The following is a 20,466-nucleotide window of genomic DNA, read 5'->3' on the forward strand; positions in this document are numbered from 1 at the left end:
CATCAGATCCGGATACGGCCTTTCTTTGTTTACAAGATATTAGCAAAAGAATCCGTTACCGAGTTGGCAAGGAGACAGTTAGTAAAGACTCCTCTTCTAAGGACTCAGGTTTCTCTAGGGTCGAGTGGCTGCGATGCGAGCCAGTTTCAGTGAACCGTGCCAAGAGGTGATCCATCGGCATGACCATCATTTTGGGTACCAATTCTTGAGGTTGCTCTTTTAATCTCGACGTTCCAGCAGGATGTATAACGCTCATCAATAATTTCAGATAGATTTGGGTCGAGCTCGCAAACCAACCTTTCGGCAAATCCGTAATAATAAATCCAAATTGCTCAGGTCCCCGGTTTATCATACTGACGCCATACAAAGCTTTGACCTCTTGGAGTTCGGGATGGTCGTAGATGTATTGGGCCAGTTTAGGCAGTGTTTTCTCAAAATTACGAATCATTTGGATCGCCAGCTGCATCGTAGTTCTGGAGCGAGTCCCGATTTCGTAGAGTTTCTTATTATCGAAATGAAGCTCCATAACCTGATCTCCGGCTTGGAGGATCTTACCATCGTTTAGGGCCACCGGCTCCCCATGGTAAGGACGGATACGGAAATGAAGGAAAGGATTTTGGGTGTCCGGCGTTTTCAGCTGGAATATCACGTGAAAGATCTTCTCCCACAACAGCCATAAGGCCACGATACCACGTTTAAACCAGGAAACCTTTACCGGTGTTCTTCCTTTCGGTGCGGCAGCTTCGGCCGGTTTCCCTTTGCCCCGAGCCTCTTCCGTCACCTGAATCAGATCGTCGATACGGATACTTCGCAAACCCCGGCGATCCGCTTCCGTCAGCACACGTTCGAGGGCGGTGAGCATCTCCGCCGGAGCACTGGCGTTGGCGCCTAAAGTGGCTCCACAGTCATGCAAGAGGAACACCTCGCCACCGCGCAGCTTCTTCATCATGCGTTTCGTCAATCGATCCGCGCCAACCTTGACGCGCCAATCGCTAAACATCGCCGACCAGAGGACGATTTGCGTGTTGCCCCGGTTCGCGAAGTCGAACAGATTTACGATCCCCCAAGGTGGCCGATAGTAATGGGAATCCACTCCGGTCACGTCGTAAATAATCTTATTGGTTTTCTCAATCTGTTTCTTGACGGCGGCCGGTCCCATCAGCCAGTTGGTTTTGTGCACATAGTTGTGCGTTCCGATCAAATGGCCCTCGTCATGAATCCGCTGAATCAATTCGGGATATTTCTCTGCATTCGAGCCGACCAGGAAAAACGTCGCTTTCGCTCCGTGGCGCTTTAGCAACTCCAGCAATAACGGAGTGTATTTCGGATCGGGACCATCGTCGAAGGTGAGCGCAAACTCCTTATCGCTAATCCCGTGCTTAAATACGCGAAAACCGAAGATCCGAGTGATCAATCCGGGTATAAAAGCGTACAGCGTAGAGATATAAAATAACCATAGCAGCAAAGTCTCCATATGCTTTCCCCACTTTTCTATGATCAATGACTTTGGCATGCTCCGTGAAAAGCATAGCATCTACACTATTTTATCACAGACACCCGTAGTTTAGGCGCATTTTTTTGGGGAAAGCATAGGAAATCGGTCAACCTTGGGAGGCTAATACGTCCATGGTCCGCCGAAACAACTCCGCAGCGAGATGCTTAGACCCTTTCGGTCGGTTCTGCACCAGGACGGCCACGGCATACTGGGGCCGATCCACCGGCCCGTAACCGATAAACCACTGGTTATTCCGTTGTTCGTTGTTCTTTAAGACTTCCGCTGTGCCGGATTTGCCGGCCAAAGGCCACTTTGCCTGCTGCAAGGTACGTCCGGTGCCGTCCGTCACGACCAGCCTCATCCAGGATAACAGCCGGTTGGCGGTCTGAGGATGAATCTGCCCGGCGGAGGAAGGCGAAGCTTGAACGGGCAAATCGGACAATAGGGAACCGTCTTTATAACGGATCTCGCGAACGAGGCGCGGTGCCTTAACTTGCCCGCCGTGGAGCAGCGTCACAACGAGATTTGCCGCCTGAAGCGGAGAAACGAGCACATCGCGTTGGCCGATGGCCGTTTGCGCAAGGACGCCTCCGTCCACAGCGGCCGGATTGCTGAACAGCGCCCCCGCCTCTTCTTGATCAAGGGGCCGCAACACGTCACCGCCCAGGAAAGCGGGATCACGCCAACCGATGGATCGGCCGATCCCCAGCTTGGCGGCCGTCCGAGCGATTACGTCCGCATTTAACCGTTCTCCCAATGTGGCAAACACAACGTTACACGACTTGGCGAACCCTTCCTCCAGCGTGAGGTTCCCGTGTCCTCCTTCCTTCCAGCAAGACAAGCCGTATTTTCCGTACTGGCCATTACAGTGAAACACCTCCCCGGGAGCAGTGACATGCTCCTCCAGCGCCGCCGCCGCAATGACCGTCTTAAAGATGGAGCCGGGAGCGAATGCCTTTACCGCCTTGTTGCCCCAGTTCTCCAACGCCGGGTCTACATGGTGCGGATCGTAAAAAGGCAGCGACACCATCGAAACGATATCAGCTGTCTTAACATCCAGCACAACCACCGCTCCTTCCGTCACGTTCAGCTTTACTGCCAAACGCTCGAGCTTCTGCTGCAAAACATCGTCTATCGTTGTTTGAATTTGCAGCGGATAATATCGGCTGGTGTTCGCATTCACCCGCGTGCCCATGCCGCCGAGCGGATCTTTGCGGCCATCCACGGTGTAGGCTGCCCTGACGCCGCCAAGTCCGCGCAAAAATCCATCAAGCGTTTTTTCCAGTCCCGCAGCTCCAACCTGCAAGGTCATCGCGTAGTCCGGTTGGTGCTTGTGCTCCCGCAGCTTGCGAATGACATCCGGCCGTTGCGTCACGAAACCAAGCCATTGGTTCCCCCGATCACCCGGACCGTAACGCGCCATATACGGAAGGACCTCCAGTCCTTCGATCCGCGGCAACGTGTGGGCCGTGGCTTCGTCCAACCGCAGCGGTTGACCCGATTCTCCCCCCGGCTTCGGCCAGACATAAGGTCGCTCCAACCGTTCCCAAGTGCTTCGGAGTTCAGGGACCGTTGTCTTTAGCACGGTCGCTAATGCCGTGAGCTGAGAATCCTCGGGTAACCGGCGGACCGGAAACAGAATCGGGGTCCAGGCTATTTCTCCTGTCAGCGCTTTCCCGTTGCGATCAAAAATATGCCCTCGCCCCGGATCCAGCTCAATACTCTCCTCGCGCTGCCGAACAGCCAGTTCATTAATCGTCTTGCCGCCGACGGTCACGGCCCTGAAAGCCGAAGTCGTCTGAATCCAGGCGATGCGCAGCGCAAATAACCCAAGCACGGCTGCAAATGACAGCAGCAGGTAAAATATCCGTTTTTTGCGCAATAACGACATCGTTCGAGCCCTCCATTCTTGTTCCCATTATTTCCTGGGAAAAGTCGGTGTAAACAAGTGTCGGTTTGGGCTGATGGCTAAATGAGCGGGCGTCTGAGGGGGGGAAGCTGAGGGAATGGGCGGTTGGACTGGTGGGTAGTGGCTAGCTGGGGGACGGGCGGTTGGACTGGTGGGTAGTGGGTAGCTGGGGGATGGGCGATTGGACTGGTGGGCAGTGGGTGGCTGGGGGACGGGCGGTTGGACTGATGGGTAGTGGCTAGCTTGGGGACGGGCGGTTGGGAGGCTGGGCTGCCGAACGGCCAGACCTGACCGGCAATGCCGTTGGAATGAGTTCTCACGTGCGACAGATCCGATTTCCTCGAATACTGTAGTTTTGATTAGAGGAATATTCATGATCGCTCGATGTCCGAACCCTTACCTCGCAAAACAGAGCGTAGACAGTAACGGGCTGTCGTGACGGTGAACTCTGTACTCTAGACGGCCAAAGGAAACCTAACGGACCTGAGAGACGCTAATAGGCCATTTCCCGCATATTTCCCAATGTAACGGACTCAGCAGACGTTATTCCGTGCTAAATGGAGTCAACGGCGCTGATTTCGTCGAAATAAGGACTCCTGAGTCCGTTACATCCCTACGGCCCCACCCTCCAGGTCAATAACGCTTCCTGAGTCCGTTGGAGCACCCGCATACATCAAAAACCCGGTGATCCGCGCTACGCAAGATCGCCGGCCCTCTACCACCTACTGGCTCGCGGATGAAGACGCGAGCCTCCCCGCTCACGTCCGCATGGGGGAGCCGCTTGTCTTCCTTCCATCTCATCCTAGGACAAGCGGCGGACATGAGCGGCCCGTGGTCGTTATTCGCTTCCGCTGACTCCGCTACCATAAGCAAAAGCCCGGCCAAACCTGCATCGCAGATTGGCCGGGCTTCTTCTCCCGCTCCCCGGAACCCTCGGGGAGCAGAATAAATTACTTTCAGGCGCTAAGCCTGTCTTCTATACGGTGAACTTCGACAACGACTCTTTCAAGCCCGTGGACACGTTCTCCAATTTGCTCGACAGTTGCACCAGCTGATCGCCAACCGTTTGCTGCTCGCTGGACAGTGACGCAACCTCTTCGGACGTGGCGGACGATTGCTGTGCAACCGCACTGACGTTGCTCATCGCTTCGGACAAGACCGATTGCGATTCGTTCAGATGGTCGATGGAAGCCGTCACGGAATCGAGATGCCGGACGAACCCTTCCATTTGCTGCTGCACGGATACAAAAATTTGACTGGTCTCTTGTACCGACGCGATCTGCTCTTGGAAGATCGGGCTTGCTTCGGACAAAGTCTTGACCGTCTCGTTCATCTCTTTCTGAATCGTATCCGTTATTTCGCCAACCATCGTGATCGATTGACGCGATTGATCCGCCAGTTGACGAATTTCATCGGCGACAACCATGAACCCTCGACCGGCAGCGCCTGCGCGGGCGGCTTCGATCGTCGCGTTAAGCGACAGGATGTTGGTTTGCTGCGTAATGTTTTGCATCACGTCGAGCACTTTCAGAACGGAGCTTGTACTTGCTTTAAGCGAGTCAACTTTGGCGGTCAAAGCGTTGATCATTTCGACCGTCATATTCGTTTTCTCCATCAATCCGCTCAAATACTCGGTTCCTTGTTGACTGGATTTCTCTACTTGACGAGCCGATGTTTCCATCTCTTTATTCGTTTGGATCACGCGTTCCATTTGACGGGAAATATTCTCGGTCAACTCGTTACCGCGCTCGGCTTCGTTCGCCAGGCTCGTTGCCCCGTTGGCGATTTCCTCGGTAGCTACCGCGATTTCTTTCGCGGACAATGCCGTTTTGTTCGAGGCTTGTGTCAATTCAGAAGCCGTATCCAACACATCCTGAGCAGAGTTGTTGGTTTGCTTAACGAGAGCGGTGATATTCTCCATCATCACGTTAAAGCTGACCGTCAATTGACCAATTTCATCTTTGGCTTTCGTGTTCATCCGGACGTTCAGATTCCCTCGGGAGCCTTCCTCCATCAGGTTTCTTAGCTTGCCTAACGGGTGAGCGATCATCCGCACCATCCAAATGCCGATCAGAATTGCGATAATCGCTACGATTACCAAAGAGAACATGGTGAACATCAAAATGCGGTTTGCACTCTTCGTCAGTTCCGCTGCGTCCACGGTACCGATCAGCTTCCAACCGGACGCCTGGGTGTTAAAGGAAGCAAGGACGGAGTTGCCGTTGGCATCCTTGGTCCGAAGGCTGCCCGAAGGGTCGCTGCTTTGTCCCAGATCAAATTCGGTAGGTTGTCCCTGATCGCCTTCGGCGGAGGAACCCACCACGATGTTATCTTGGGTTACCATTTGCAGCTTGGAGTTGTTCCCCAAGTTCACTTCTTTCAAATAACCGTTTAGAACATCCAAATTGATGTCGGTGATCAGAACAAAACGTTTCATGCTGTTTACGCTTTGTACCGAGCGAGCCAGGCGGAAAACTTCCGTGCTCTTCCCTTCCGACGGAACTTGCAGCCAAACCGTTTTGGTTGCGGAAGCTAGATCCTTAAACCAAGCCTCTTCACGAACGGTACCCAAGAAATTGACATCCGCGCTGCCCGAAGTCACATCATCCACGATCTTATCCGCCGATAACATATAAACTGCGGAGACACCCTTCGTGGAGAATGTCAGCGTATTCAAACGCGTTCTCATTTTATTGGTTGCTGTAAATTTGTCATAATCCGTGATGTTCGATAAGGAAGCATCCATGATAGCATTTTGCATTTCATCGTCCAGGAACATCTGCTGCAGATTTTCCTCATACTTTTGCATAACGATATCCAGCTTTTGTGAAGTTTGGACAATCGTTTGTAGGTTGGCTTGTTCCGCATTGTCCTGAATTGTTCCCTTTGCCATTTGGGAGGACATAATCCCGATGGTCAGCACGAAGAACATAATCGCAATGAAGAAAATCAAGAACAACCGAATGCCCACCGATTTCGAGGGGTTGATTTGTTTCGGCAACTTGTCTTGCAGCGAAGCCAATAGGGCCTTAAAATCCAGCGGCGCCTTTCCTGTTGGCTTGACCGCTTTTGACTTCGTGCGTTCCCCCTTTTGTTTCTTTTCCTTCTTCTTGTTGTTAGTTGCTTGGTCCTCGTTCTCAGGAACCAGACTCATGTTGATCACCCGCCACTCATAATAGTTGCAGACCCAAGTTTTTGGGCTTGAGGTCATGCATAAACTGATGGTTGTTCACATCCCTCGTCAGCTACTCAAAATATTCGACAATACCTGACGTTCTCCTCTATAATATCGGTTACCTATGTATCGGATTTTAAATATTATTGACAAAAGTCACAAAAAAGGGCCTTTCGTCCTACAAACGAACAGGCCCAAAAGCATATTGATTTTTGTGTTTACTTCTTTTTCCGCATCATATCAAAATAGGAAACCGGCCGATCCACTTTCATTTGGATCCGTTGGAGCGGGTGACGGGCTGCGTCTAGTTCATTGCCGTCCTCGTCATAAATGGTTCCCACCGTCTGCTTAAAGAACGTTCCCCCAGGGCCGAAAAACTCCACTTCCTGACCGGGTTTAAAATGGTTCCGCTGCTGGATCGTCGCCATCCCGGTCGCTTCGTCGTAACCCATGACCAATCCGGCAAAATCGTAGGGAGCTGCTTTTTCCTCCGGCTCGTAGATATGATCCTCATGATCTGGCGTATCGTAGAAAAATCCGGTGTTCAACGGCCGGTTCGCCGCCTTATTGATTTCATCGATCCACTCCGGCTTCAGGACGTAATTTTCCGGATCCGCCATGTAGGCGTCGATCGCTTGCCGATACACGTTTACCACCGTCGCCACATAATGGATCGATTTCATGCGTCCTTCAATTTTGAAGCTGTCCACACCAGCATCGATCAAATCGGGAACATGCCCGATCATGCATAAATCCTTCGATCCCATTGTAAACGCATTATCGTCTTCCTCAAACATCGGCAACTGCGTTACGCCAAGGCGGAACTTCTCCAGCACCTTGTTTTCGCGAGCTTCTTCCTCGGAGATCCATTCGCCTTCCGCGCGTGCGTCCGTGAACAGGTCATATTTCCAGCGGCAGGATTGGCAACAGCCTCCTCGGTTGGAGTCGCGGTCGGTGAAATGGTTAGACAACACGCATCGTCCCGAAAAAGAGGAGCACATCGCACCATGAATAAACGCCTCAATCTCGATGTCCACGTGGCGTTTGATTTCTTCGATTTCCTCTAGGCTGGTCTCTCGTCCCAGAACAACCCGCGGCAAGCCTTGGTCCTTCCAAAATTCAACGGCCTGCCAGTTGACGGTCGATTGTTGGGTGCTCAGGTGAACCTCCAGCTCCGGGACAACCCGTTGGGCTGTTTCAATGATGACCGGATCGGCCACAATGATCGCCGCGATGCCTACCTCGTACAAATTACGCAAATATTCCTCGATGCCCTCCAGATCCTCGTTGTGGGCATAAATATTTGTGGCTACGAACACCTTCGCGCCATATTTTTTGGCAAACTCCACGCCTTCCCGCATTTCTTCAAAACTGAAATTATCTGCATTGGAACGAAGGCCGTAATGTTGTCCCCCGATATATACGGCATCGGCGCCGTAATGGACGGCGAATTTCAGCTTCTCGAGATTCCCCGCCGGGGCAAGCAGCTCGGGCTTCGCCAGCCGATAACGTTTTCCCGCATATTTCGGAATATGCTTTTCCGCAGTTTGCATCTTCGTTCACCTCTCAACATTTTGTTAGTTTTCAGCACTAGACTTCCTCTTAATAGACTTGTTCTTTGTAGAAGAAGCCGAAGGTAAGCTCCCGCTCCGGGTCCTGCACCTCGCGAATCGCCTCGATCCAGCGCTCATCCAGCTCATACCCTTCGGGATCGCGGAAATAGGCTTCAATCGCCTGACGGTAGGAGGAAATCACGATTTCGTTATAGGCCGGCGGCTTTAACAACGTCTCGATTTTGAAGCTGTCCAGCCCCGAAGCCATCAGCACGTGCAAATCCTCCAAAATGCAGATGTCATCCGAGCTCATGATATGCGTCCCGTTGGCATCCTCATAAATCGGGAATTTCTCGTCCGGCCTTTCCGCCTCGACAAGGAATAAACCGCGCTTCAAGCTCAGATCGCTGCCGGGATCAACCGGTCGACCTTGATGCGTCATATAACTCTGCACCAAACGGCGTTTCGAGTGATAAATATTCGTCATCCCGTGCACCTGAACCTCTGCTTCGATGTTCAGCGAAGCGGGCATCGCGGTGATCTCGTCCATGTTCAGCTCACGCGCCAGAACCACGCGGGATGCGCCTTTCGTTCCCCAATAATTGGCCGTGGCATAGTTGGTGGAGGTCATCTCAGCATTCCAATGCAGCTTCAGCTGAGGAGCAACCTTTCGCACCGTTTGAAGCACAGCCGGGTCGCCGAATTCAACGGCGTCTACGCCGCAGTCCGCTAGCTTCTTCACGTAATCGGGTAAACTCTCCAACATGTCGTTGGTCATCAGGTTGTTCAGGCTAACGTAAATTTTAGCTCCACTTTCGCGCGCCACCTGAACCGCTTCGCCGATGTCCTGGGGCGTCATGTCGCCAGGAAGACGCATGCCATACTGCGCTTCACCGATCAGCGCCGCGTCAGCCCCCGCTGCAAAATATCGCTTCAGCTCTTCCAGCGAACCGGCAGTGACCAACAATTCCGGTTTTTTGCTCATCTGTTACTACCACCTTTAAGAGGTTGTTCAAAAGCTCATCCTTAGCTCACGAGGCAAGTCATGAAGTAATACTCGGCATCGAATCTTGAACAACCGCATCATTATTTATTGGCCATGGCCTTGCTAGTCTCGATGTTCTTCAAATGCTCTTTATAAGTTTTAGCAAACAAGTGCTCCCCGCTGCCATCCTTCTTCGTCACGTAAAAAAGATACTCCGAAGCCTTTGGCGCCAGCGCTGCCTCGATGGATTTGAGGCTTGGCGCGGCGATCGGTCCCGGCGGAAGCCCTTCATACAGATAGGTATTGTAGGGGCTGTCCACGCTTCTTAAATCTGAATTCAGCAGACGCTCCTTCGGTTTATCTAGCACATACTGCACCGTAGCGTCGATTTCCAGCTTCATGCCGTCCTTCAAGCGATTATAAATAACCCCGGCCACCATCGGCCGTTCGGCATCCACAACCACTTCCCGCTCCACCAGCGAAGCAACCGTCATCAACTCGCTTAAGGTGAGGCCGCGAGCCTGCAGCTTTTGCTCGAAATCAGGAATGCCGGCAATCCGCGCTCCCGTCTCCTGCAGCATGCGGGCGATGATATCCCGTTCCGTGCTGCCTTTTTTCAGCTCATAGGTTTCCGGGAACAAATACCCTTCCAGCCGATATGTCAATTGCGCATCCGCCGGGATTTGGGTCAACAGCTCGTTGTCCAAACCGGAGGCATCCTTCGCCAGCTGCAAAAATACCTCTTTGTCGGCTAAACCTTCCTCAGCCAGTTTATCCGCCATCTGCTTTACGCTAAAGCCTTCCGGAATCGTAAACCGGATCATTTCCGCCTTAACAACGTCGCCGCTGTTCAGCTTAGCGATGATTTCATCGTACGTTACACCCGGTTTCATTTCGTAAACTCCGGCCTGAAACCGGCTGCCTTCCGACTTCCATTTTAAATACGAAACGAATAAAAAGGAATTTTTAATTAGTCCCTCGTTTTCCAGTAACTCCGCGATTCCCGCAGTTCCCGTTCCCGATTCGATCGTGAACTTGACCGGCTGCTCCTTCGCTTCGACAGGCGACATGCCTGTGTAAACATAAATCCCGGCCGCTCCCACCCCGATGATCACCAGCAGCAGCAGGACGGACAGCCATTTCAGCGCTTTCTTCAAACGACATCCCCCTTTAACAGCCAAAAAGAGCGGAAATTTCCCGCTCTTCCCGGACTGATCTATCGTGCTTCTGCAACGCCTTCCCGTTACTCCGGAAAGGTCAATTCGTCATAAAGCTCGGATACGTTCTCCCATTCCTCGTCGTCATCGATCGTCACCAGCTCCAACTCGTCCCCGGTCGTTACAATCTTAAAAATCTCCGGTTCCTCATCCTTGGAGGCGTCCTCCGGCAACAGTACCGCGTAGGCCGCACCGGCGATGTCAAACTCCTGAACAACTTGGTAGTAGGAGGTTTTGCCCGATTCGTCCTCCAGCTCTACGATCGGGCCGAAAGCGTCGCGAACCCGCGACGTCAGGACCGCTTGGTCTGCCGTAAAATCAGTCATTGCCATCTTCTCCATCAAACTCGTCGACGAGTGTATTAAACGTCTCCTCGACGATTTCCCATTCTTCGTCGCTTTCGATCGTGTACAGCTTCAGGTCATCGCCGTCTTCCTCGTAACGGAACGCGTATACCTCTTCGCTCTCTTCATCTTCATTCCCTGCGGAATCCAAAGGAACGACCATCATATACTTGGCGTCCGAACCGTCGACTTCGAATTTCATAATCACTTCGAACTCTTCTTCATTGCCCTCTTCATCGGGGATATAAATAATTTCCGGTTCTTCTTCATTTCCGATACGATCTTTAGACATTCGCGATCACCCTCACTTTATACTCTTAGAGTCCAAATAATTTTGCAAAATCAAGCTGGCGGCCATCTTGTCGACGACACCCTTGCGTTTCTTCCGACTTACATCCGCTTCCAGCAGCGTACGCTGCGCCGAGACGGTCGTCAGCCGTTCATCCCAGAGGTGCACGGGCAGATCCAGCCTGCTCCGCAATTCCTCGGCAAACGCCATGCATATTTCTCCACGGGGACCAATCGTGCCGTTCATATTCTTCGGCAGACCGACGACGATCTCCTCCACCTCGTGCAACTTCACCAGTTCGGCGATGCGTTCAAACTCGCTGCCTTCCCTGCGTCGCTCGATGGTTTCAAGACCCTGGGCCGTCCAGCCCAGACTGTCGCTTACGGCCACTCCGATCCGCCGATCCCCGTAATCCAGACCCATAATTTTCATGTGTTGCTCCTTTAAACGCGTTCCGCAGCCTTCAGAACCAAGAAGGTTCCCCGTCTTTACCGGTGGCCTGCCATGTAGAAACGCACCAGCTCTTCGATCAGTTCGTCGCGCTCCTTCTTGCGGACTAAACTTCTCGCATTGTTATGACGCGGTATATAGGCCGGATCTCCCGACAACAAATAACCGACGATTTGGTTAACCGGATTGTACTCTTTCTCCTGCAATGCCTGGTAAACCGTAAGAAGAATATCCTGCGCCGACGCTTCTAGTTCATCGCCTTTGACGTTAAATTTGACGGTTTTATCCATGGAGTCCATGATGACACCTCGCTTCTTCGACATACGCCTTGATGATCGCAGCTATTTTCCTCTTAGCCTAATCATACTATACCATATCATGGGTTCCATAAGGAAATTTTCGGTGGATTCCCTCGTCAAAATCACCGCTTTTTCTTAGGCTTGAGAAGCAATCCATTCCGACGCTTTCTTCAAAGCTTCCTCCAGTTTGCTTGCATCCTTGCCTCCGGCTTGCGCCATATCCGGACGGCCGCCGCCTCCGCCGCCGCAGACCGCAGCGACTTCCTTGACGAGTTTACCGGCATGCAGACCGCGAGCCACTTCCTCTTTCGGCACGACAACGACAAAATTCACCTTGTCCTCGCTTGGCGCCCCCAGCACCAAAACGGCTTCCGGCAGCTTGACCTTCAGCTCGTCAGCCAGCGTGCGGAGCGCATCCATACTTCCGGCTTGCACGTGTGCGGCCAGCAGTTGGGTCTGCCCGACGCGAACCACCTGGCTCGTCAACTCGCCGGCTTCGATCACGCTGAGCTTGCTCTGCAGCGATTCGTTCTCGCGACCCAGCTCTTTTAATTGCTGGAACAACCCTTCGACCCGTTTCGGCACGTCGTTCACGTTGGATTTCAACAAGCCTGCCGCTTGCTTCAGCAGGTCCAGCTGACCATCCATGAACAGGTAAGCGCCGCGTCCGGTCACCGCTTCGATCCGGCGTACGCCGGAGCCGATGCCGCTTTCGCTGACGATTTTGAACAGGCCGATCTCGGCGGAGTTGTTGACGTGGCATCCGCCGCACAGCTCCAAGCTGTAATCGGCGATTTGGACGACGCGGACGATATCCCCGTATTTCTCGCCGAACAGCGCCATCGCCCCCATCGCCTTCGCTTCATCGATCGGTTTCAGCGAGGTCGTTACCGGCAGTGCATTCCAAATCTGCTCATTCACGCGGCGTTCGATTTCCACCAGCTCTTCCGGCGAAATGCTGCCAAGGTGGGAGAAGTCAAAGCGCAAGCGCTGCGGTTCAACCAGGGAGCCGGCTTGGTTAACATGGTCGCCAAGCGTCTCCTTCAACGCCTTATGCAGCAGATGGGTTGCGGTATGGTTCTTCACTGTATGACTGCGTTGTTCCCGGTCCACGGAAGCCGTGATTTCCGAACCTACCCGCAGTTCGCCGCTTTCCACCGTCACTTGATGGACATGCTGCCCGTGCGGGGCTTTAAACAAACCTTCCACGACCGCGCTGCCGGAGCCGCTGCGGAGCGTTCCCTGGTCGCTGACCTGACCGCCGCTTTCCGCGTAAAACGGCGTCGAGGCCAGAATAATTTGGCCCGATTGACCGGCGCCAAGCGTATCCACAAAAGCGTCGTCAGCCACGATGGCCACGATGCTGGTAGTAACTTCAAGCTCATTATATCCAACGAATTCCGTTTTAGTCGTAAAATCAGCCAGAACTCCGCCTTGCACCTTCATGCTTCCGCTTTCGTGACGGGCAGCCCGAGCACGTTCGCGCTGCTCCTCCATGGCGGCTTCAAAGCCTTCACGGTCAACGCCAAGCCCTTGCTCCGCTGCAAAATCCTCGGTCAAATCAAGCGGGAATCCGTATGTGTCATACAGCTTAAACGCATCTGCCCCGCTGATCAGCGTACGGCCGGCCGCTTTGGCTTCACCGCTGATGTCCGCCAGAATCGCCAAACCGTCGCTCAGCGTTTCATGGAAACGCTCCTCTTCCGCACGGATGACCTTCTCAATGAATTCGCGTTTGGTCACGACGTCCGTATAGTAAGCTCCCATGATGTCCCCAACGGTCTCCACCAAGCCGAACATAAACGGTTTGTCCAAGCCAATCAGCTTGCCGTAACGCACCGCGCGGCGCAGCAGGCGGCGAATGACGTACCCCCGGCCTTCGTTGGACGGCAGCACGCCGTCGGCCACGGCAAATGTCACCGTGCGGATATGGTCCGCAATGACCTTCAGCGCAACATCGCTGTCTTCGGCTGCTCCATAGGTAACCCCAGCCATCTGAGCTGTTTTTTGAATAATCGGCTGGAACAAATCCGTATCGAAGTTGGAGTTCACATCCTGCAAAATGGAAGCAAACCGCTCCAGACCGGCCCCGGTATCGATGTTCTTGTTCGGAAGCGGCGTGTAGCTGCCGTCCTTATTATGGTTAAATTGCGAGAATACGAGGTTCCAGACTTCCAGGAATCGTTCGTTCTCACCGCCCGGATAACATTCCGGATCGGACAGATCGCCGTAAGTTTCACCGCGGTCATAGAAAATTTCCGTACAAGGTCCGCACGGCCCTTCGCCGATGTCCCAGAAATTGTCCTCCAGCTTGATGATGCGCTCTGCCGGAAGGCCTACTTTTTCATTCCACAGTTTAAAAGCCTCTTCGTCCTCCGGATACACCGTAACCGACAGGCGCTCCGGATCAAAGCCGATCCACTTCTTGTCCGTCAGGAATTCCCAAGCCCAGGTGATCGCTTCTTCTTTAAAATAGTCCCCGATCGAGAAGTTGCCCAGCATTTCAAAAAACGTATGGTGCCGGCGCGTCTTGCCGACGTTTTCGATATCATTGGTGCGAATGCATTTCTGCGAGTTCGTCAGGCGCGGATTTTCCGGCTTGACCCGCCCGTCGAAGTAAGGTTTGAGCGGAGCCATACCTGCGTTGATCCACAGCAGAGACGGATCGTTATGCGGTACGAGCGAGGCGCTCGGTTCGATTTTGTGGCCTTTGCCAGCAAAGAACTCCAGCCATTTGGAACGAATTTCACTTGCTTTCATCGAATTGACCTCCTAAATTATCCTCTAAAAATAACAAAAACGCCCCTGAAAATCAGGGACGATTGAATCGCGGTACCACCCTGGTTATCGCTCCCGATGCGGCTGGACTTTCGTCCGCCAGCGTCTGCAGCGATCGCCTCGTTGGTCCGGTAACGGGGACCTGCCGGTGAATTTATAGCTCACACTCCGAAATTAGCTTTCCGTCCGCACGAGATTTCAGGTTCTCTCAGCCGCTGCTTTTGGCCTCTCCTGCGGGACACCGCTTGCACCGGAACCTGTCTCTGGCAAATCCGCTTACCGAACGTACTTGATTTCATCAACGTTTTTTTAGAATTTACACATAACATTTTAAGTATATAAGGCGCTTAACGCCGTGTCAATGCGGCTGATTCACATCGCTTTGCGCCGAACGTAATAGGCGTAGAAATGCTGGATGACCACCTTCACCACGGCAAAAAACGGCACGGCCAAAATCAACCCCGGCACACCCGCCAATTCCCCGCCGATTAGCAGCGCCAGAATAATCAGCATCGGATGCATATGCAGGCTTCGTCCCACTACCTGCGGGGAGATGACGTTACTCTCGATCGTTTGGCACAGCATGTTAACGACCAGGACAAGCAGGACCATTTTCCAAGAGATCGTAGTGGCCATGACCATAGCCGGAGCCGCCCCAAGAAACGGGCCAAGGTAGGGAATGATGTTGCACAGGGCTACCACCCCGGCCAACAGCAGCGCAAACGGCATGCCGATAAGCATATAGCCGATGTAGGCCAACACGCCGATGATGACGCACACCAGCAATTGCCCCCGGACGTAATTGCCCAAGGCCATATCGATTTCTTTCAGCAGCGTGATAATCGATTTGCGCCGCGAGCGCGGCAGATACTGCAGCATGAACCGTTCGATCAGCTCGATATCCTTCAGCATGTAGAAGACCAGGAACGGAATAATAAACGCATTAAACACCACGCCGATCGTCGTTCCGATATTGTCCAGGAAGCCGGAAATGGCGCTGGCCAGGCGATTTTCGAATTGATAGAACCAGTTGTTCATCCCCATGCGGATGCTCCCCGGCAAAATCCCGTTGTCCCAACGATTCATCATCTGCTGCGTGTGGATAGTCAGCTCCGGCAAATGCTCGCCCAGCTCCTCCAGCTGTTCGACGAACATCGGGATCACGTTCATAAGCACAACGGATAGGCCGGTCAGAAATACCGCGTAGATCAGCAGCACGGCCATCGTCCGCGGCACCTTGCGCCCACCGAGCATCCGGACGATCGGATTCAAGATATAAGAGATGATAATGGCGATCACGAACGGAGCAAAGACCGCTCTGAGAAATCCATAGACGAGGGCAAACATCGGGCGCAACTGCCACACGAAAAACAGGATGATCAGCCCCAGCAGCAGCCAAACGCCATATCGGAACAGCTTGCTTTTGGTGATCGGTTCCATCGGCTTCACGCCTCCTCTCTCCTTTGCGGCAAATGATCGTATAGATCAGTATTTGCCTGGGGAGGGAAATTTATGAGAGGGGCGGCTGCGAAGGGCCGGGATGTAGGAGAAAAGAGTAGAAGAGTGCTCGGAAGGCCGACGGGTGAAATGTTCTTATGATCGCTGTTGCTCGCGGATTTCTCTGATTGAACAAAATTCCTACGATGTAGAAATTCGCTCGCAAAGGCGACCACTTTCGTTTCTTCAGAATCATTTCTCCCTCTGGCTTTTCGCGCTCTTCTTTGTTTGCTCCGCCTGCCCCCGGGTCTTCGCCGCCGGGCGGGGTAGCCGACTGCCCAGCCATCCAGCGAGGCCTGATTGGCTAGGCTGGCAGGTTAGAGAGTGCGCCTCACGCTGCTCGCTTCCCCCCTAACGGACCTAGGAGACGTTATTGGGTCATTTCCCGGCTATTTCCTGATGTAACGGACTCAGCGGTCGTTATTTAGTCGCAAATGCAGCCAACCGGGACAATTTCGCTGGAATAAGGTCATCTCCGTCCGTTAGGTTTCAAAGGTGCGGTTCTCGCGGCCAATAACGCCTCCTGGGTCCGTTAGCCACGCGTATGGCAAACCGATTCAACCCAAACAGCCCGGACGCATCTTGTACTATAGATGCGTCCGGGCTGCTATCTCATCCACCCGCTAGCGGCGATGTAACGTCCGCATTTGGGAGCCGCTTGTCCTCCTTCCATTTCATCCGTGACAAGCGGCGGACAAGAGCGGCCCGAGGTCGTTATTTGCTTGCGTCGACTCCGCATAAGGGTGTCGCCGCTTAGCGACTCTTCAACTCCTCATAATGCGCCAGAACCGCTTGATGAATTGGGTGCTCTGCGTCGAGGCCGGTGTATTTAGCCAGGGTCTGCGAAGCGCCGACTTCGCGCAGCGACGCTTGCAGTTCCGCGGCCTCCGGATCGTCCGGAGACTCGAACCGGAGCGCCATCGCCATCGTCAGCGCCAGGTAGCCGTATCCAAACTCCCGTTCATACGCCTGCGTCGCTGGGGAGACCAGCCGGTCGCCGGCGGATAGCTTGCGGATCGGTGAACGGCCGACTCGCGAAACCTCATCCGTCAGCGCCGGATTAGCGAAGCGCTCCAGAATGGTATCGATATATGCCTGATGCTCGGCTGGCGAAAATCCATGCTTCGCCACCAGCACCGCCCCGGTCTCCGAGAGGACGGCGCGCACATGCCCAACGACTTTGTCATCATTCATCGCTTCCTGAATCGTGGCATGGCCCTGTAGATATCCCATGTAAGCGGCCGAGCAATGGCCGGTATTTACGGTAAACAACTTACGTTCAATATAAGGCTCCAATTGATCGACGTAGTGAACCCCTTCCACCCGGTGGAAGCCATCAAACATTTGCGATTGGTCGACGGCCCACTCGTAGAAAGGCTCCACGACAACCTGCAGCGGATCCTCATGCTGCTGCAGCGGAACGATCCGGTCCACCGCCGCGTCGGGAAACGCGACATTTGCGTCCGCCCACTGCCGAGTTGGTTCATCCAGTTGAGCATACACATGCTCCTTGAGCTGGGAGCTGCCGCCGATGGCGTTCTCGCAAGCAATCACATGAAGGGGGACACCCGTTCCGTTCGTTCTCCGCAGCATCAGCCCTTGGGCGATCGTCCCCGCGATATGCTTGAGTACCGACACGCCAACCGCCGTCGTTACCATATCCGATTCAGCAATTGCCCGGGCGGCACCAACGGGATCGTTCATGCTGTTGATGGCGGTCACACCGCGTACGATAACGGTTTCGCGCTGATCGCTGGCCAGCGTGACAGGATATTCCTTACGCCGCGCCAGTTCGGACACGAGCTTCTCGTTGACATCCACAAAACAAACCTCGTAACCGGAGTTCGACAACAGCAAGCCGATAAACCCTCTCCCGATATTGCCCGCGCCGAAATGGACCGCCTTCATGCTCCCATGCCCCCTTCCAGAATTTCCGCAATCTCTTCTTCCGTTTGAGCGTTCATGATCCGCTCCAGGTTGGATTCCTCGGTGAACACCATGGCGACGTTGGTCAACACCTCCATATGATCTCCGCCGGCAGCAGCAATCCCAATAACGATAAAGGCTGGTTCATCGCCGCCGAAGTCGACGCCTTCCGGGAACCGAACCACCGATAGCCCGGTCGAGGAAATCAGGCTTTTGGCTTCCTTCGTTCCATGCGGGATCGCTAAGCCGCCGCCCATATAGGTGGAGACGATCTCTTCACGCTCGACCATTTTGTCGACATACTCCTCGGTCACGTGGCCGCCGTCAACCAGCAGTTTCCCGGCCATGCGGATGGCCTCGTATTTGTCGTTGGCTTTTCCATTTAGGATAATTTTCTCTTTAGACAGTAATTTCATGATTGTTCTCTCCCTTTCCACTGATTTTCCTATCTTCCTTTGTTCACAGGTTCTCAAAATAAACCAACAGCTCGGTCGCCAAAAAATTCCGGATCTCCTGACTTTCTCCCGTTTCCAGCAGTTCCACCAGCTCCGGCTTCAGCAGCAGGGCGCTGATTTCGCTAAGGACCTCCAAGCTTTCGCGCGTCAGCTCACGTGGCGCAAGCATAAACAACAGCGCGCCGACCTCCGTACCGCCGTCCAGCAGCACAGGCTCCTCCAACCGAAAAAGAGCCAACGAACGGTAATTGACAAACCGGGTTCGCGTATGGAACAACGCCAACGAAGTGCCGGGAATCACCTGACTAGCCATCTTCTCCCGCTCCAGCAAACGGTCGGTGACGGCCTGCACGTCGGAAACAGAAGGCGGAACGAAAGAGCGGTTGATTTCCTCCAGTGCTACCGTGACCGTCTCCCGCAGAGAAGCTCCCCGATTACTCAGGGTACTTACGTCAAATTGCTCCAGTAAGCTAACGACTTCGTTTAGTACCATCGACAACGAACGCACCTTGTCAAAAGCCCGGGTCTTGGTGGATTCCGGCTCCGTTGTCAGCTTACGCGATTTCAGCGTCGTGTGCTGTACGTATTCCAGCAGCCGCTCGCTGTCCTCTTCCGTAAGCAACGGACTTAATCGGACGTAACGATCCTCCGGAAGAGGCAGATCGATCGTCGAGATGATCAAATCGTAATCGGACTCGGGAAGCCGCTTGGCCTCATACCAAGAGACGTTGCCCAGCACTTCGATTTGCGGCATCTCCTTGGCCAGCCGTGTGGCCAGCAGCTTGGAGGAGCTAAGGCCGCTTGAGCAGACCAGGATCGCGCGCACATTGCGACCGAGCTGGTTCAGCCGCTCGATCGAAGCGCCGAAATGCATCACGAGAAAGCCGATCTCCTCGTCCGGCACGTCCAGGCCGGACGCACTATCGTTCATCGCCTCCCGCACGATGCCAAACAATTCCTCATAATCCTTGCGGATGGCACCCAGCAGCGGATTGCGAATCCGAGAGCCTTCGCGAATCCGTTTAAACGCCGGGCCCATATGCTCCAGCAGGCCGCTGCGCAGCAGGCGGTCTTCCTGAAACGGAATGCCGGTTCGCTTTACGACGTTCTCCGTCAGCCGGAACACCGTCTCGACCAGCTCCATATCCGCTTGGACAAGCTCAGGAGAGGCTTCTTTGGCTCGGTTGAACAAGCCGTTCATATAAGCAATCTCCTCCGGCGGGAACGTTAACTTCAACTGCTCGGCTAAGCGCAGGACAAAGCGGGACGTTTCCGCTTCATCCTGTTCCCCACCTCCGCCGGAACCCGACTTGCCTGGGCCTGCGATGTTTCCCACCAATCTCCCGGCGTGGATCCGATTAACCGAAACGGAGAGATGGATCAGCAGTTGGGTGTACGCATTTTCGGACAAATGCTCCGTCCAATCCCAATTCATGGCCCACAGCGTATTCTCCACCGTCATCAGGTTATGCGTGCCGACGACCTCCAGCAGTTTGGCGGTAGCCGAGGAAACCTGGCTTTCCGGCGAGCCCCCGATCAGATCGGAATAATCGAGATGATCAGCCGCTAATTGGCATAACGCTGCGCGTTTCCCCTGCTCCTCCCCGATCAGCTCCACACCGTAGCCCCGTCGGCGGACCAGCTCCAATCCGAAGCGGCGGGCCCAAGGCTCGACCTCATCCAAATCGCTGCTGATGGTTGCCACCGTCACCTTCAAGCCATGCGCCAGCGTAAACAGCTTGCAAGGCTCCTGCTCCTCCAGCAGACGGCATATCAGCAAGAGCTGCCGATCCTCCCCGGAGTAATCGCTTGGCTTATCCACCAGCAGCAAGCGCCTGGCTTCCTGCAGCTTTTCGCCTTCTTCGCTGCCTCCGGTATTGCTCCATACCGAGATCCCGGTGCCGGATTTGCGATGCAGGGCCAAGCCGAAATAAGCTAATATTTTTTCAATCTCGTCCAATTCCCGGTGCACCGTTCTGACGCTGACGTTGATCTCTGCGGCGATTTCCGCAGCGGTCATTCCGTTTTTGCGCCCGAGCAGGAGGATGAGGATCTGCTTTTGTCGTGCGGTCATTTTCCTCATATCAGTCTCTC

The 20,466-nt window shown here is 53.9% G+C and carries 15 protein-coding genes; all 15 read right to left on the minus strand.

Annotated elements, in window-relative coordinates; all coding sequences use genetic code 11:
* Positions 1-55: 55 nt before the first annotated feature.
* A complete protein-coding gene (locus tag BN3277_RS17185; RefSeq protein ID WP_059044660.1) occupies positions 56-1,474 on the minus strand; it encodes a polysaccharide deacetylase family protein in 1,419 nt (472 codons plus the stop codon).
* A 127-nt stretch (positions 1,475-1,601) separates the two neighbouring features.
* Entirely contained in the window at positions 1,602-3,386 is a 1,785-nt protein-coding gene (locus BN3277_RS17190; protein ID WP_059044661.1) for a peptidoglycan D,D-transpeptidase FtsI family protein, read from the minus strand.
* Between the two features lie 994 nt (positions 3,387-4,380).
* Positions 4,381-6,558: a methyl-accepting chemotaxis protein gene (locus BN3277_RS17195; protein WP_059044663.1), complete on the minus strand. Its 2,178-nt coding sequence runs from the start codon at positions 6,556-6,558 to the stop codon at positions 4,381-4,383.
* A 239-nt stretch (positions 6,559-6,797) separates the two neighbouring features.
* Entirely contained in the window at positions 6,798-8,132 is a 1,335-nt protein-coding gene (locus BN3277_RS17200; RefSeq protein ID WP_059044664.1) for a peptidase U32 family protein, read from the minus strand.
* A gap of 49 nt (positions 8,133-8,181) precedes the next feature.
* Complete coding sequence (locus BN3277_RS17205; RefSeq protein WP_059044665.1) at positions 8,182-9,117, minus strand: peptidase U32 family protein; 936 nt, start codon at positions 9,115-9,117, stop codon at positions 8,182-8,184.
* 101 nt (positions 9,118-9,218) lie between these two features.
* Complete coding sequence (gene mltG / locus BN3277_RS17210) at positions 9,219-10,274, minus strand: endolytic transglycosylase MltG (RefSeq protein WP_059044666.1); 1,056 nt, start codon at positions 10,272-10,274, stop codon at positions 9,219-9,221.
* Positions 10,275-10,360: 86 nt separating this feature from the next.
* Positions 10,361-10,660: a DUF1292 domain-containing protein gene (locus BN3277_RS17215; RefSeq protein ID WP_059044667.1), complete on the minus strand. Its 300-nt coding sequence runs from the start codon at positions 10,658-10,660 to the stop codon at positions 10,361-10,363.
* Positions 10,653-10,970, minus strand: a complete 318-nt coding sequence (locus tag BN3277_RS17220; protein WP_059044668.1) for a DUF1292 domain-containing protein — start codon at positions 10,968-10,970, stop codon at positions 10,653-10,655. The genes BN3277_RS17215 and BN3277_RS17220 overlap by 8 nt, the downstream gene beginning before the upstream one ends.
* A gap of 12 nt (positions 10,971-10,982) precedes the next feature.
* The gene (ruvX, locus tag BN3277_RS17225) at positions 10,983-11,399 is read right to left on the minus strand and encodes a Holliday junction resolvase RuvX (RefSeq protein ID WP_059044669.1); all 417 of its coding nucleotides are present in this window, start codon (positions 11,397-11,399) and stop codon (positions 10,983-10,985) included.
* Positions 11,400-11,455: 56 nt separating this feature from the next.
* A complete protein-coding gene (locus BN3277_RS17230) occupies positions 11,456-11,716 on the minus strand; it encodes an IreB family regulatory phosphoprotein (RefSeq protein WP_059044921.1) in 261 nt (86 codons plus the stop codon).
* Positions 11,717-11,851: 135 nt separating this feature from the next.
* Positions 11,852-14,476, minus strand: a complete 2,625-nt coding sequence (gene alaS / locus BN3277_RS17235; RefSeq protein ID WP_059044670.1) for an alanine--tRNA ligase — start codon at positions 14,474-14,476, stop codon at positions 11,852-11,854.
* A 390-nt stretch (positions 14,477-14,866) separates the two neighbouring features.
* On the minus strand, positions 14,867-15,934 hold the full coding sequence (locus BN3277_RS17240; protein WP_059044671.1) for an AI-2E family transporter: 1,068 nt from the start codon (positions 15,932-15,934) through the stop codon (positions 14,867-14,869).
* A gap of 810 nt (positions 15,935-16,744) precedes the next feature.
* Positions 16,745-17,899 carry a mannitol-1-phosphate 5-dehydrogenase gene (locus BN3277_RS17245; protein ID WP_059044672.1) on the minus strand — a complete coding sequence of 385 codons (1,155 nt, stop codon included), beginning with the start codon at positions 17,897-17,899 and terminating at the stop codon, positions 16,745-16,747.
* Positions 17,896-18,333 carry a PTS mannitol transporter subunit IIA gene (locus BN3277_RS17250; protein ID WP_059044673.1) on the minus strand — a complete coding sequence of 146 codons (438 nt, stop codon included), beginning with the start codon at positions 18,331-18,333 and terminating at the stop codon, positions 17,896-17,898. The genes BN3277_RS17245 and BN3277_RS17250 overlap by 4 nt, the downstream gene beginning before the upstream one ends.
* Before the next feature lie 43 nt (positions 18,334-18,376).
* Positions 18,377-20,455, minus strand: a complete 2,079-nt coding sequence (locus BN3277_RS17255) for a BglG family transcription antiterminator (RefSeq protein ID WP_059044674.1) — start codon at positions 20,453-20,455, stop codon at positions 18,377-18,379.
* Positions 20,456-20,466 lie beyond the last annotated feature (11 nt).

This window comes from Paenibacillus rubinfantis, from assembly GCF_001486505.1.
GTDB lineage: Bacteria > Bacillota > Bacilli > Paenibacillales > Paenibacillaceae > Fontibacillus > Fontibacillus rubinfantis.